A 15,375-nucleotide genomic window follows, 5' to 3' on the forward strand; every position below is an offset into this window, starting at 1 on the left:
CACAGTGGTTCATTAGTACGGAAGCGCCTAATGAATTTCTCCAAACCGCTGCGCTTTGCAAGCATAACGCATAAATAATAGAAGCTAGGCACTTTTGCCCCAGCTTCTTTTTTTAAACAAAATCTTTGACAAAAAATGTTCTATACAGTAGAATAAACGTAAACTTCTATATCGTATATTTTAGAAAGAAGGAAAATGAGTAAAAAAGTAATCAATGGTGGGTTTTACATCGGGAAAATTCATCGTTTGTCCAATCGACTGATGAACCACATTTTGTTAGAACGAGGAATTCAAGCCTTTAACGGAGAGCAAGGACGCATTTTACATGCGCTTTGGCAAAAAGATTATCAGAGTCAAACCGAATTATCGGAGAAGACTGGCTTGACGTTGAATACTCTTACGAAAATGATTGACCGAATGATTAGCATGAACCTTGTGGAGCGGTGCTATCATGAAAAAGATAAGCGAAAAAAGATGATTTGTTTGACGGGCTATGCCAAAGGTCTGCAAGATGAGTATAATGCGATTTCTAAGGAAATAATTGAAATCTTTTACAGCGGATTTTCTGACCTAGAAATTGATGAATTTGAGACTTATTTGGAGCGTATCGTGGCAAATTTAACCAAGCCAAGAAAGGATAAAGCATGAACGAGTTCATTAAATTAGTGACCAATCAATGGCAGTTTCTATTTAGTATGGTGTGGGATCATGTCTGGATATCGGGCTTGTCTATCTTACTTGCTTTAATTTTGGGAGTTGGACTTGGAATTTTCATCAGTTTCAAAAAAAGCTGGGCTGGTGTCGTTATCGGAATAGTGAATATTCTTTATACAATTCCCTCTATTGCCCTTTTAGGGATTTTGATTTCAATTACAGGAATTGGTAACAAAACAGCAATTGTAGCTTTAACCTTGTATGCACTTTTACCTATGGTACGGAGCACTTATACAGGTATTACAGGTGTTGATCCGCTTCTCGTTGAAGCAGCAGAAGGAATGGGTTCTACTCGCAAGCAGATTTTAACCAAGGTTCAGTTGCCACTTGCCTTTCCGGTCATGATGTCTGGTTTTCGCAATATGGTGACGATGACCATTGCGCTAGCTGGGATTGCCTCTTTCGTCGGTGCTGGCGGTCTGGGGGTTGCGATCTACCGTGGGATTACCACTAATAATCAAACCTTGACCTTGGTCGGAAGTATTTTAGTAGCTTTGTTGGCATTGGTCTTTGATTTTCTCCTTTCTTTGGTTGAAAAATCAATCTTACGTCATAAAAAAGTATCTAAAAAATGGTTAGCTGTTTTCAGCTCTATAGTTCTTTTGATGGCAGGAATCATCGCATTTTTGCAAATGAATCCAATGGGTGGAACGGTCAAGATTGCGACCAAGCCACAGACAGAAAACTATATCTTAGGAGAAATGCAAAAACAAGTCATTGAAGAATACACCAATCTGAAGGTCAAAATGACTAAAGGTGTCGGTGGTGGGACTGCCAATATCCATCCAGCGATGATTAAAGGGGAATTTGATATTTATGCCGAATACACCGGTACAATCTGGGAAGTTATTCTCAAAAAATCAGGCTCGTATGATGAAAGTCAATTTAAGACGCTTGAAAGTCAATACCGCAAGAAATATCAACTTGCTTGGGTAAATACATTTGGCTTTAATAACACATATGGCTTAGCCGTTCGCAAGGATGTAGCAGAAAAATACAATATTAAAACCTTTAGCGATCTTGCTAAAGCTAGTCCTAATTTAACTTTTGGTGCGGAGTATGATTTCTTTGGTCGTGAAGACGGTTTTGCACGTTTACAATCTGCCTATGGTATGAAGTTCAAATCTCAAGTGGATATGGATAGCGGACTGAAATATCAGGCTATTAAATCCGGAAAAGTTGATGCGATTGATATTTTTACCACAGATGGACAGCTTTATGGTGCCAATCTAGTGGTTTTGAAAGATGATAAAAAAATCTATCCTTCTTATCAGGCAGGGACAGTTGTTCGAGAAGCTACTCTAAAAAAATACCCACAATTGAAAAAAGCATTGGCAAAATTAGATGGTATTTTAACAGATAGTAAAATGGCAGAACTAAACCACAAAGTAGAAAATGACAAAGAAGAGCCGGCTAAAGTCGCTCATGACTATCTTGTAGAGAAAGGAATTTTGAAAAAATGATTGAATACAAAGAAATTAGCAAATCTTATGGAAATCAAGACATTATCAAAAATCTAAATCTAAAGATTGAAGACGGCACTTTTCTGACAGTTGTGGGGACTTCTGGCTCAGGCAAAACGACATTGTTAAAGATGATAAATGGTTTGGTCAAGCCGAATCAAGGGCAAATCCTTATCAATGGTCAAGATGTGCAGGACACGGATTTGATTGAATTGCGACGAAACATCGGTTATTCGATTCAAGGAAATGGGCTTTTTCCGCATTTGACAGTTGCCGAGAATATCGCTTATGTGTTGAATTTGCAAAAGAAAAATCAGGCAGAAATAGAGAAGATTATCAATGAAAAGTTAGCTATGCTTGGTTTGGATACCCAGCTAAAAAATCGCTATCCAGCAGCTCTTTCGGGCGGACAGGCGCAACGAGTGGGGATTGCACGTGCATTAGCTGCAACTCCTAATATTTTGCTAATGGATGAACCTTTTGGAGCAGTGGATGCTATTACGCGCTATCAACTGCAGCATGAGTTGAAATCCTTGCATGAAGAAACCGGCATTACAGTTGTGTTTATCACACACGATATAACAGAAGCCTTGAAACTAGGCACGAAAATCCTCGTTTTAGATAAGGGAGAAATCCAGCAATATGGCACGCCACAGGAAATAAAAATGCAGCCTGCAAATGACTTTGTACGAAAACTACTAGAATTAGCAAGCTAAAGAGAAGTTCTATGAATCAAAAAATGAAATCCATGGTGATTTATGAGCCTGGTGGTCCAGAAAAATTTGTTCTAGAAGAATGAGAATTCCCGAATGTAAAAGAAGGCTGGACTCTAGTCAAGATTAAAGGTTTTGGGATCAATCATTCAGAAATTTTCACTCGGAAAGGTCTATCTCCAGATGTTCAATTTCCTCGAATTTTGGGGATTGAGTGTGTAGGACAAGTGGTTGAAACGACAAGGAGAGATTTACAAATTGGATAAAAAATTGTCTCTATCATGGGGTGAAATGGGACATGCCCTTGACGGTTCTTATGCTGAATATGCTCTACTTCCAAATGAGCAGATTTATCCCGTAGATAGCCAATTACCTTGGTCTGAGTTAGCAGCAGTACCAGAGACCTATTATACCGCTTTTGGCTCCTTCAAAAATCTGCAGATAAAAGAAGGAGATTCAATCTTAGTCCGAGCTGCGACAAGTGGTGTTGGATTAGCTTTCTTAAAATTGGTAAAGGCGCAATTCCCACAGAATCGTGTAGTTGGCGCAGTTCGTTCTCTCGCTAAAAAAGATTTGCTTCAATATCGAGGTTTTGATGAAATTATTTTAGATGAAAAAGGAGTTTTGCAAACTGAGGAAAAGTTTGATAAAATCCTTGAATTAGTCGGTCCGGCTACTCTAAAAAATTCATTTGACCATATTCAAAGTGCAGGAATTATCTGTAACACTGGTCAATTAGGTGGCAAATGGTATGTAGAGGAGTTTGACCCAATCGTAGAAATAAAAAATAATAGTTTTTTGACGAGTTTTCATTCAGGCAATGTGAGCCAGCAGCTTATTGATGAACTTTTTAGCTATATTGATGCTTACCAGAAAAATGTATCTTCTCAACGAATCTTTTCGTTAGAGCAAATCCCAGCAGCCCATTCTTATATCGAAAGTCAAGCGGGATTTGGGAAAGTGGTCGTCTTAAATGATTAACTAGAAAAAATGAAAAGTGTGCAAATGCATGCTTTTTTGAATTGACATACAGTATATCTACGCCTATAATGTAAATTAGAAAATTCTATAAATGAGGCGATACAGATGAAAAAAAGGATTGGGATTTTATTAGTAGCGAGTTTGTTTCTTTTGACAGCTTGTGGGGGAAAGAAAACGAATGTGGAAACGAAACAAGAAGGAAAAGCAACATCTGCAAAAGTTGCATCCTCTGAGCAAGTAAAGAAAAAAGCAAAAGTTCATTATAATGGTTCTTACTATAGTGTAAAAGGAAAATACGATGAAATTGTCATCGCAAATAAACATTATCCATTATCTTCAGATTACAATCCCGGTGAAAATCCTACTGCTAAAGCAAAATTGCTGGAGTTGATTGCTGCTATGCAGCGCAAAGGCTATCCTATCAGTAATCAATATAGCGGTTTCCGTAGTTATCAAACGCAGGTTACTCTTTATCAAAATTATATCAATCAAGACGGGAAAGAAGCAGCAGATCGTTATTCTGCCCGACCTGGCTATAGTGAACACCAAACAGGCTTGGCATTTGACTTGATTGGCACAGACGGAAATCTAGTAACAGAAGAAAAGGCGAGCAGATGGCTTTTGAAACATGCTGCCGAATATGGTTTTGTCGTGCGCTATCTAAATGGTAAAGAAGACAAAACTGGATATATGCCAGAGCAATGGCATCTTCGTTATGTTGGGAAAGAAGCAAAAGAGATTGCAGATTCAGGACTATCTTTAGAAGAGTATTTCGGCTTTTCCGGGGGAGATTATAAGGATTAAAGTTGAACACAAGGAGACAATACACATGAAAATCTACACAATGAACCCTACTATTGATGTCGTGGAAACACCTGTTGAAGAAACTAGTCGCATCATCCGTCACCTTCACTTAGGAGAAGGAAAAATAATTCCTGAACATAAGGCTGATGCTTTGGTGACTGTTGTCTGTCTAGAAGGAAAGGTTGATTTTACATCATCTGGTCAAACAGTTCAACTTGTTCCCGGAAGTTTTTTAACCATGGAACCAAATGAACTTCATAGTTTATATGGTGTAAAAGATAGCCATGTATTGGTTATTCAACAATTAAAATACTGAATGTGAAAAAAGGTAAAAACTTGGAAGTCATACTGTCGTAGATTCCAAGTTTTTTTGATTATATAAAAAACCTTTCCCAAAATTGGAAAAGGCTTATTATCAACATTCTTTGTAATGTAAATATGATCTTTATTTGAGACCGTATTTTTTGTTGAAACGATCCACACGTCCATCTGCTTGAGTGAATTTTTGACGTCCAGTGTAGAATGGATGTGAGTCTGATGAAATTTCCACACGGATCAAAGGATAAGTGTTTCCATCTTCCCATTCAATAGTTTCGCTAGAATACTTAGTAGAACCACTAAGGAATTTGTAGCCAGTTGAAGTATCCATAAAGACAACAGGACGGTATTCAGGATGAATATCTTTTCTCATTTTTAAAAATTTCCTTTCTGCCATGGTCTCTCTGCGAGCCATAGATTCGTTACTTTGATAGTTTACCAAATTCTAGCGGATTTGACAAGTCTTTTCTACCAAATTATTTCCTTTTTGCCAATTCTTTCAATTCTTGATAAACTTCTTCGATTTCTTCTTTGGAGTAAGCATTGGCACCACTGGCAAGAGGATGACCGCCTCCGTCGTGTTTTTTAGCTACTTCATTAATCGGGATAAATTTACTCCGCAACCGAACGCGATAATTGCCATTTTCTTGCTCAACAAAAATTCCCCATAATTCAACGCTGTCAATACGCCCTGGAGCTGAAACGATAGCAGAAGTGTCAGCATCTGTTAAATGATTGGCTTTGAGAAGTTCCTGAGTTAAAATGACACGAGCTGCACCATTTCCATCGACTTCTAAATGGTCATAAACATAGCCTTGAAGTTTAGCGATTTGATAGCTGAAAGAGTCCATTTTCCGCGCTAAAGCAGCAAAGTCAAAAGGATATTCGCGAAGTTTGCTGGCGATAGCCATAGTTCGGGCGGTTGTGGCAGGATATAGGAAACGCCCAGTATCACCAACGATTCCAGCATAAAGTAACTTAGCAGAATAATCATCTAGTTTCAGTTTATTTTCTAATGCAAAGAGAGCAATTAGCTCACTAGCACTACTAGAGCTAGTATCTACCCAAGAAATATCCCCGTAAATGTCATCGTTTGGATGATGATCGATTTTGATGAGAAAATCCCCTTTGTTGTACCGTTCATCATCAATCCGAGCAGTATTTGCCGTATCACAAACAATAACTAAAGCATGTTTGTAATCATCGTCTGAAACATCATCCATTTTAGCCAGCCAAGCAAGAGTAGGTTCAGTCTTTCCTGCTACTTTAATCTTTTTCTCAGGGAAATTGACTTGAAGTAATTTTTTCAAACCGACTTGACTTCCTAAGGCATCAGGATCAGGTCGCATGTGACGATGAATGATAATCGTATCGTATTCTTTAATTTTATGTAAAATTTGCTTAAAAATGTCCATGTTATAACCTCCGCTCTACCTTTTATTCATTGTATCATAAGATGATTATTTTAAAAAGTAAAAGGGAAAAGTAGGGAACTTTAAGAGATTTGAAGTGCAACAATTTGTTCAATGTGTTATAATAAACTGATAGAATTTTTGGGAGGAAATTATGGCTTTAGCAAAAATTGTATTTGCGAGTATGACAGGAAATACAGAAGAAATCGCAGATATTGTAGCTGATAAATTAAAAGAACTTGGTTTAGAAGTAGATATTGATGAATGCACAACGGTTGATGCAGAGGAATTTCTAGAAGCAGATATCGCAATCGTTGCTTCTTACACATACGGTGACGGCGAGTTGCCTGATGAAATTGTTGATTTTTATGAAGATTTAGCTAGTCTTGACTTGACTGGAAAGATTTATGGTGTTGTCGGGTCAGGTGATACATTCTATGATGAGTTTTGTAAGGCAGTAGATGACTTTGATCGCGCTTTTGCAGCGACAGGTGCTGAAAAAGGTGCTGAAAATGTCAAAGTCGATCTATCAGCAGAAGATGAAGATATTGAAAATCTGGAGAAATTCGCTGAAGCATTAGCCGAAAAAGTACGGTAATCATGTAAGAAGGCTGGGAAATTTTCCTAGCCTTTTTTAGCTTAATTTATTCGATTTTAGGCATATATTCTGACATTTCTAATATAGAATAGTATAATAAAAGAAGAGAAATTGTATCAATGGGAGGAATGAGATGACGAAAGAACGAGATTATGCTTTTGGATTTCATGACGATGTGAAGCCTTTGTTCTCGACTGGTAAGGGTCTGACAGAAGAGGTTGTTCGTGAAATTTCTGAAATTAAAAATGAGCCGCAATGGATGTTGGATTATCGCTTGCGTTCTTTAGAATTGTTCCATAAATTGCCCATGCCTGATTTTGGACCAGATTTATCCGGCATACGATTTGATGATATTGTCTATTATCAAAAATTAAGTGGGGATCGGGCTAGAAACTGGGATGAAGTGCCAGATGAAATAAAGAAAACCTTTGAGCGTCTGGGTATTCCTGAAGCGGAACGTCAATTTTTGTCAGGAGCAGTTGCTCAGTATGAATCTGAAGTAGTCTATCACAACATGAAAGAAGAATTTGCCAAGCAAGGCATTATTTTTACCGATACCGACACGGCAGTACAAGAATATCCGGATTTGGTGAAAAAATACTTTGGCACAGTCATTTCTAATGCAGAGCACAAGTTTTCTGCTTTGAACAGTGCTGTTTGGTCAGGTGGCACATTTATCTATGTTCCTAAAAATGTTCAATGTCAGGTGCCAGTTCAGACCTATTTCCGTATCAATGGAGAAAATGCTGGTCAATTTGAACGCTCGCTCATTATTGTAGAAGAGGGTGGCTCTATTCAATACATTGAGGGCTGTACAGCGCCGACTTATACGACCAATAGTCTTCATGCTGCAAATGTGGAAATTATTGTCAAAAAAGATGCTTTTTTCCGCTATACAACCATTCAAAACTGGTCAGACAATGTTTATAATCTGGTAACAGAGCGTGGAACGGTTGAAGAAGGCGGTACTTTGGAATGGATTGACGGAAATCTGGGCAGCAAGGTCAATATGAAATACCCTTGCAGCATTTTGAATGGACGCAATGCAAGAACTTCTGTTCTTTCTATGTCCTTTGCTAATTATGGTCAGCATTTAGATGCAGGCTGTAAAGTCTATCACAATGCGCCGAAGACTTCTAGCACATTGATTTCCAAGTCTGTTGCTAAAGACGGTGGTAAGACGGATTACCGCGGTCAAGTCCGTTTTGGCAAGAACAGTGCTGGTTCAAAGTCTCACATTGAGTGCGATACGATTCTCATGGATGGTGAATCCAGCTCGGATACCATTCCATTTAATGAAATTCACAATTCGAATGTTGCACTGGAACACGAAGCTAAGGTTTCTAAGGTTTCGGAGGATCAGCTTTATTACCTCATGAGCCGTGGTATTAGCGAAGAAGAAGCAACTGCCATGATTATCAATGGCTTTATGGAACCGATCACCAAAGAACTTCCAATGGAATACGCAGTGGAGCTCAACCAACTCATTAACATGAGTATGGAAGGCTCAGTAGGATAAAAGTAAAAACAGTCGTGAGGCTGTTTTTTGTTGAAACAAGAGAAAGAAAAAAGCACCGAATCGGTGCCACTTTTTCAAGTTGGATACGGACAAAGCCTTATTTTAACTTGCTGTGTTGTTTCGAATGGTTCCAACAATGATAGTATACAATATTTTTCTTTAAATGTAAACGTTTTTCTGATAAAATATTAATATACTGAGGAAATTATATTGTTATATGAGAAAACTTAGTGTGAACGATCTGTTTAAAATATATAGTTCTGTGGAAATCTAAGAAATTTGGTGTAGTTTTGGAAGCATTCGAAACAACACAACTCTAAAACTAAGATACAACTTTCTATTAATTCTATCACATTTTTATAGAAATTCATCATTATTTTTGTTGAAAATTTAAAAATATGTGATATAATCAAATCATAAATTATAAAAGTTGTATCTTAAGGAGTTGATTTTAAAGAAAATTAGATTAAAAAGGACGAACTTGTTATTATAACGGAATTGTTAAAACTTATGAAGGTTCTTGTTGATATAGTTAAGGTTTTCGTTTCATAATTTTATAAGTAGCTTCTAAAGATTTTTATTTTTTGATAAATAACCTTTTCAGCAACTGTGATAAATAAACATTTTAATTTTAGTAACTTAGTTTTAGAGGCTCACGCTCTCAATAATTGCTTTTATATAAAAAATCAATCTTTACATCAGGAGGAAAAAGATGGATCAAAAATATTCTATTGGCCTCGATATCGGCACAAATAGTGTTGGATGGGCTGTTGTTACGGATGACTACAAGGTTCCTGCTAAAAAGATGAAAGTCTTAGGAAATACTGATAAACAATCTATCAAGAAAAATTTATTAGGTGCTCTTTTATTTGATAGTGGCGAAACCGCAGAGGCGACACGCTTGAAACGGACAGCAAGACGTCGATACACACGCCGTAGAAATCGTCTACGCTATTTGCAAGAAATTTTTGCTGAGGAAATGAACAAGGTAGATGAAAACTTCTTTCAACGCTTGGATGATTCTTTTCTTGTAGATGAGGATAAAAGAGGGGAACGTCATCCAATTTTTGGAAATATTGCAGCAGAAGTGAAATATCATGATGATTTTCCAACAATATATCACTTGAGAAAGCACCTAGCCGATATATCCCAAAAAGCTGATTTGCGCTTGGTTTATTTAGCTTTGGCGCATATGATTAAATTCCGTGGGCATTTTCTTATTGAAGGTCAGCTAAAAGCTGAAAACACAAATGTTCAAGCATTATTTAAGGATTTTGTAGAAGTATATGATAAGACAGTTGAAGAAAGTCACTTATCAGAAATGACAGTCGATGCATTGAGTATCTTAACAGAAAAAGTTAGCAAATCTCGTCGTTTAGAAAATCTTATTGCTCATTATCCAGCTGAGAAGAAAAATACTTTATTCGGGAATCTTATTGCTTTATCTTTGGGTTTACAACCCAACTTTAAAACCAATTTCCAATTATCTGAAGATGCTAAATTACAATTTTCTAAAGATACATATGAAGAAGATTTGGAAGGGTTGCTTGGGGAAATCGGAGATGAGTATGCGGACTTGTTTGCATCTGCTAAAAATCTTTATGATGCTATATTGCTGTCAGGGATTTTGACAGTAGATGATAACTCAACAAAAGCACCTTTGTCTGCTTCAATGGTTAAACGCTATGAGGAACATCAAAAAGATCTTAAAAAATTGAAAGATTTTATTAAAGTGAATGCTCCTGATCAGTATAATGCCATTTTCAAAGATAAAAACAAGAAAGGTTATGCGGGTTATATTGAAAACGGTGTTAAACAAGATGAGTTTTACAAATACTTAAAGGGAATTCTTTTACAAATTAATGGAAGTGGTGATTTTCTTGATAAAATTGATCGTGAAGATTTTTTGAGAAAGCAACGGACCTTTGATAATGGCTCCATTCCGCATCAGATTCACCTTCAAGAAATGCATGCTATTTTACGACGTCAGGAGGAACACTATCCATTCTTGAAAGAAAATCAGGATAAGATTGAAAAAATCTTAACGTTTAGAATTCCTTACTACGTTGGTCCTTTGGCACGAAAAGGCAGTCGCTTTGCTTGGGCAGAATATAAGGCGGATGAAAAAATTACGCCATGGAATTTTGATGATATTCTTGATAAAGAAAAATCAGCAGAAAAATTCATCACACGCATGACTTTAAATGATTTGTATTTACCTGAAGAAAAAGTCTTACCCAAACACAGTCTTCTATACGAAACCTTTACCGTTTACAACGAGTTGACCAAAGTTAAGTATGTTAATGAACAGGGTGAAGCTAAATTCTTTGATGCAAATATGAAGCAAGAGATTTTTGACCATGTCTTTAAAGAAAATCGGAAAGTTACGAAAGATAAACTGTTAAACTATTTGGGCAAAGAATTTGACGAATTTAGAATTGTTGACTTAACTGGACTGGATAAGGAAAATAAAGTCTTTAATTCCAGTCTTGGAACCTACCATGATTTGCGTAAGATTTTAGATAAATCATTCTTAGATAACAAAGAAAATGAACAGATAATTGAGGATATCATTCAAACACTAACTCTGTTTGAAGATAGAGAAATGATCCGTCAGCGCCTTCAAAAATATAGTGATATCTTTACTAAGGCTCAATTGAAAAAATTGGAACGCTGTCATTACACTGGTTGGGGACGCTTGTCATACAAGTTGATCAATGGTATCCGAAATAAAGAGAATAAGAAAACAATATTAGACTATCTAATCGATGATGGTTATGCTAATCGTAACTTTATGCAGCTGATTAATGATGATGCTCTTTCTTTTAAAGAGGAAATTGCTAAGGCACAAGTTATCGGGGAAACGGATGATCTAAATCAAGTTGTTAGTGATATTGCTGGCAGCCCTGCCATCAAAAAGGGCATTTTACAGAGTCTAAAAATTGTTGATGAGCTTGTTAAAGTCATGGGGTATAACCCTGCTAATATTGTTATCGAAATGGCGCGTGAAAATCAGACGACAGATAAGGGACGTAGAAATTCACAGCAACGTCTTAAATTATTACAAGATTCATTGAAGAATTTGGACAATCCTGTAAATATTAAGAATGTGGAAAATCAGCAACTTCAAAATGATCGATTATTCTTGTACTATATCCAAAATGGCAAAGATATGTATACAGGAGAAACTTTAGATATTAACAATCTAAGTCAATATGATATTGATCACATTATTCCGCAAGCCTTTATTAAAGACGATTCTTTTGATAATCGAGTTTTAACGAGTTCTTCCGAAAATCGTGGCAAGTCTGATAATGTTCCCAGCATAGAAGTAGTTCGTGCTAGGAAGGCGGATTGGATGCGATTGCGTAAAGCTGGTCTAATTTCTCAACGTAAGTTTGATAATTTAACCAAGGCAGAACGTGGCGGTCTGACCGAAAATGATAAAGCAGGTTTTATTAAACGTCAGTTAGTTGAGACAAGACAAATTACTAAGCATGTTGCGCAGGTTTTAGATGCTCGTTTTAATGCAAAGCATGATGAGAATAAAAAAGTGATTCGAGATGTTAAAATCATTACTTTGAAATCTAATCTAGTTTCACAATTTCGAAAGGACTTTAAGTTTTACAAAGTACGTGAAATTAATGATTATCACCATGCACATGACGCTTATCTCAATGCAGTTATTGGAACAGCTTTGTTGAAAAAATATCCCAAACTTGCATCAGAATTTGTATATGGTGAATTCAAAAAATATGATGTCCGTAAATTTATTGCGAAATCTGATAAGGAAATTGGAAAAGCTACAGCAAAATATTTCTTTTATTCAAATTTGATGAACTTCTTTAAAAAAGAGGTTAAATTTGCAGACGGTACAGTAGTTGAGAGGCCTGATATTGAAACAAGCGAGGATGGCGAAATAGCTTGGAATAAACAAACCGACTTTAAAATTGTTCGCAAGGTTCTCTCCTATCCGCAGGTTAATATTGTGAAGAAGACTGAGGTACAGACTCATGGTCTAGATAGAGGGAAGCCAAGGGGACTTTTTAATGCTAATCCTTCTCCTAAACCTAAACCAGATAGTAGTGAAAATTTAGTGGGGGTAAAGAGAAATCTTGACCCTAAGAAATATGGTGGTTATGCAGGTATTTCAAATTCTTATGCTGTATTGGTTAAAGCGATTATTGAAAAAGGAGTCAAGAAAAAAGAAACGATGGTACTAGAATTTCAGGGAATTTCCATTTTAGACCGAATTACTTTTGAAAAAGATAAAAGAGCTTTCTTGTTAGGAAAAGGATACAAAGATATTAAAAAAATCATTGAGCTACCTAAATACAGCTTGTTTGAATTGAAAGATGGATCCCGTCGCATGTTAGCTAGCATTCTTTCAACAAATAATAAACGTGGAGAAATTCATAAAGGAAATGAATTGTTTGTTCCACAAAAGTTCACAACTCTGCTATATCATGCCAAACGAATTAACAATCCAATCAACAAAGATCATATAGAATATGTTAAGAAGCATAGAGATGATTTTAAAGAGTTGCTCAACTATGTATTAGAATTTAATGAAAAATATGTGGGGGCTACTAAAAATGGAGAGCGTTTAAAAGAAGCGGTGGCGGATTTTGACAGCAAAAGCAATGAAGAAATTTGTACTAGCTTTTTAGGAGCCGTTAATAGTAAGAATGCAGGCTTATTTGAGTTAACCTCATTAGGAAGTGCCTCAGATTTTGAATTTCTTGGTGTAAAAATTCCTAGATATAGAGATTACACTCCCTCATCGCTATTAAAGGATTCTACCCTCATCCACCAATCCATCACGGGTCTTTATGAAACACGGATTGACTTGAGCAAGTTAGGAGAAGATTGATGGGGTGGAGAACAGTTGTTGTAAATACACATTCAAAACTTTCCTACAAGAATAATCACTTGATCTTCAAGGATGCCTCTCGGACAGAATTGATTCATCTGTCCGAGGTGGATATCTTGTTGTTGGAGACAACTGATATTGTGCTGTCAACCATGCTGATTAAGCGGCTGGTTGATGAGAATATTTTAGTTATTTTTTGTGATGATAAGCGTTTGCCAACAGCCATGCTGATGCCCTACTATGCACGTCACGATTCCAGTTTGCAGCTGAGTAATCAAATCACTTGGTCAGAAGATGTCAAGGCAGAAGTCTGGACGACAATCATTGCACAGAAGATTCTGAATCAAGCGATGTACCTTGGAGATTGTGGTTTCTTTGAGAAATCACAGTCTGTTATTGATTTATATAATGGGTTGGAGCTGTTTGATCCTAGTAACCGCGAAGGACACGCGGCTCGGATCTACTTTAATACATTATTTGGAAATGATTTTTCAAGGGAACAAGATAATGATATTAATGCTGCTCTTGATTACGGATACACCTTGATACTAAGTATGTTTGCTCGGGAAGTAGTGGTTTGTGGATGTATGACTCAGTTTGGGCTGAAACATGCCAATCAGTTTAATCAATTTAATCTGGCAAGTGATGTAATGGAGCCGTTTCGCCCAATTATTGATAGGATTGTTTACGAAAACAGGAACAATGACTTTGTGAAAATTAAGAGAGAGTTGTTTACTATTTTTTCTGATACTTTTCTCTATAATGGGAAAGAAATGTATTTATCTAACATTGTCAGTGATTACACTAAAAAAGTGATAAAGACATTGAATCAAACTGGGAAAGGAGTTCCTGAATTTAGGATATGAGTTATCGATATATGCGAATGATTTTAATGTTTGATATGCCGGTTGAAACTGCAGAGGAGCGTAAAGCTTATCGAAAATTTAGGAAATTCTTGATTAAAGAAGGTTTCATTATGCACCAGTTTTCAGTATACAGTAAGCTGCTTTTGAATAGCTCTGCCAACAATGCCATGCTTGAGCGGTTAAAAGTTAATAATCCTAAGAAGGGAAGTATCACCCTTTTAACGGTAACAGAAAAGCAATTTTCTCGCATGATCTACTTGAATGGAGAAAGGGATACCAGTATTGCTAATTCAGATGCAAGGTTGGTATTTCTAGGAGAGGATTTTACAGATGAAAATTAATTTTCCGATTCTGGACGAACCGATTGAAATTAAACAGGCTACTTTCCTTATTTTAGAGGAACAGCTGATATTTTCCGATGTTGTCAAACACCTATATCACTATTCGGAAGAAGATGAGCTAAAATTATTTGATAACAAGATGAAATCCTTGAAAGAATCCGAGTTATTGCTTATTACAGATATTTTAGGTTACAATATTAATTCGCCGGCAATGTTAAAATTGATTCGTGCGGATTTGGAAAAACAGTTGAATGAAAAGCCTGAAGTGAAATCTATGTTAGAAAAATTAGTTGCAACTATTACAGAACTAATTGCTTTTGAATGTTTAGAAAACGAGCTGGATTTAGAGTATGATGAAATAACAATTTTGGAATTGATTGATGCTTTAGGTGTAAAAATTGAAACACTAAGTGACACTGTTTTTGAGAAAAGTTTAGAGATTGTTCAGGTGTTTAAATATCTTTCTAAAAAGAAACTGCTTGTCTTTGTGAATGTATCATGTTATCTGTCTGAACATGAACTAGCTAAATTGGTAGAATATATTCAACTTCATAATATAAATGTACTGTTTGTTGAACCAAGAAAAGTATACGACTTCCCTCAATATGTAGTGGATGAGGACTATTTCTTATCTTGTGAGAATATGATATAATATTAGTAAATATAAGGAATCATTTGAGCTGAAGTCTAGCTGGGACGAATGGCGCGATTACGAAATTTCGAGACAAAAATTGGTCCACGAGGTTTTAGAGCTGTGCTGTTTCGAATGGTTC

Annotated in this window: 12 protein-coding genes and 2 pseudogenes; 12 read left to right on the forward strand and 2 right to left on the reverse strand. The window is 36.4% G+C overall.

Annotated features, from left to right (window positions below; translation table 11 throughout):
• Positions 1-195: 195 nt before the first annotated feature.
• From HMPREF2984_RS07950 to HMPREF2984_RS07975, 6 genes and pseudogenes are all read left to right on the forward strand, one after another.
• A complete protein-coding gene (locus HMPREF2984_RS07950; RefSeq protein WP_003030016.1) occupies positions 196-648 on the forward strand; it encodes a MarR family transcriptional regulator in 453 nt (150 codons plus the stop codon).
• Positions 645-2,177: an ABC transporter permease/substrate-binding protein gene (locus HMPREF2984_RS07955; protein WP_070671036.1), complete on the forward strand. Its 1,533-nt coding sequence runs from the start codon at positions 645-647 to the stop codon at positions 2,175-2,177. Before HMPREF2984_RS07950 ends, HMPREF2984_RS07955 begins: the two co-directional genes overlap by 4 nt.
• Positions 2,174-2,893, forward strand: a complete 720-nt coding sequence (locus HMPREF2984_RS07960; protein ID WP_070671038.1) for an ATP-binding cassette domain-containing protein — start codon at positions 2,174-2,176, stop codon at positions 2,891-2,893. The genes HMPREF2984_RS07955 and HMPREF2984_RS07960 overlap by 4 nt, the downstream gene beginning before the upstream one ends.
• Positions 2,894-2,904: 11 nt before the next feature.
• Positions 2,905-3,871 (forward strand): annotated as a pseudogene (locus HMPREF2984_RS07965) (zinc-binding dehydrogenase).
• Between the two features lie 240 nt (positions 3,872-4,111).
• Positions 4,112-4,675, forward strand: a pseudogene (gene ldcB, locus HMPREF2984_RS07970) (LD-carboxypeptidase LdcB/DacB); the annotation flags it as partial.
• Positions 4,676-4,700: 25 nt separating this feature from the next.
• Positions 4,701-4,991 (forward strand): AraC family ligand binding domain-containing protein, encoded by a 291-nt coding sequence (locus tag HMPREF2984_RS07975; RefSeq protein ID WP_003030010.1) that lies wholly within the window; start codon positions 4,701-4,703, stop codon positions 4,989-4,991.
• Positions 4,992-5,120: 129 nt separating this feature from the next.
• Here HMPREF2984_RS07975 and HMPREF2984_RS07980 read toward each other — a convergent pair whose 3' ends face one another.
• Both HMPREF2984_RS07980 and HMPREF2984_RS07985 read right to left on the reverse strand, forming a co-directional pair.
• Positions 5,121-5,366, reverse strand: coding sequence for a type B 50S ribosomal protein L31 (locus tag HMPREF2984_RS07980; protein WP_003041527.1), 246 nt, complete (start codon positions 5,364-5,366; stop codon positions 5,121-5,123).
• A 103-nt stretch (positions 5,367-5,469) separates the two neighbouring features.
• Positions 5,470-6,408, reverse strand: a complete 939-nt coding sequence (locus HMPREF2984_RS07985) for a DHH family phosphoesterase (protein WP_070671040.1) — start codon at positions 6,406-6,408, stop codon at positions 5,470-5,472.
• Between the two features lie 151 nt (positions 6,409-6,559).
• On the opposite strand from HMPREF2984_RS07985, the gene HMPREF2984_RS07990 reads away from it, so the two are divergent.
• The 6 genes from HMPREF2984_RS07990 to csn2 all read left to right on the forward strand — a co-directional run bounded on the left by HMPREF2984_RS07990 (position 6,560) and on the right by csn2 (position 15,254).
• Positions 6,560-7,003, forward strand: a complete 444-nt coding sequence (locus HMPREF2984_RS07990) for a flavodoxin (RefSeq protein ID WP_003030007.1) — start codon at positions 6,560-6,562, stop codon at positions 7,001-7,003.
• Positions 7,004-7,136: 133 nt separating this feature from the next.
• Complete coding sequence (sufB, locus tag HMPREF2984_RS07995; RefSeq protein ID WP_003030005.1) at positions 7,137-8,522, forward strand: Fe-S cluster assembly protein SufB; 1,386 nt, start codon at positions 7,137-7,139, stop codon at positions 8,520-8,522.
• Positions 8,523-9,234: 712 nt separating this feature from the next.
• Positions 9,235-13,395, forward strand: a complete 4,161-nt coding sequence (gene cas9 / locus HMPREF2984_RS08000; protein ID WP_049533112.1) for a type II CRISPR RNA-guided endonuclease Cas9 — start codon at positions 9,235-9,237, stop codon at positions 13,393-13,395.
• Positions 13,395-14,261, forward strand: coding sequence for a type II CRISPR-associated endonuclease Cas1 (gene cas1 / locus HMPREF2984_RS08005; protein WP_003041519.1), 867 nt, complete (start codon positions 13,395-13,397; stop codon positions 14,259-14,261). The genes cas9 and cas1 overlap by 1 nt, the downstream gene beginning before the upstream one ends.
• Entirely contained in the window at positions 14,258-14,602 is a 345-nt protein-coding gene (gene cas2, locus HMPREF2984_RS08010) for a CRISPR-associated endonuclease Cas2 (RefSeq protein WP_049533111.1), read from the forward strand. Before cas1 ends, cas2 begins: the two co-directional genes overlap by 4 nt.
• On the forward strand, positions 14,592-15,254 hold the full coding sequence (gene csn2, locus HMPREF2984_RS08015; protein ID WP_049533110.1) for a type II-A CRISPR-associated protein Csn2: 663 nt from the start codon (positions 14,592-14,594) through the stop codon (positions 15,252-15,254). Before cas2 ends, csn2 begins: the two co-directional genes overlap by 11 nt.
• Positions 15,255-15,375: the final 121 nt, after the last annotated feature.

Source organism: Streptococcus sp. HMSC066E07, assembly GCF_001814695.1.
GTDB lineage: Bacteria > Bacillota > Bacilli > Lactobacillales > Streptococcaceae > Streptococcus > Streptococcus hominis.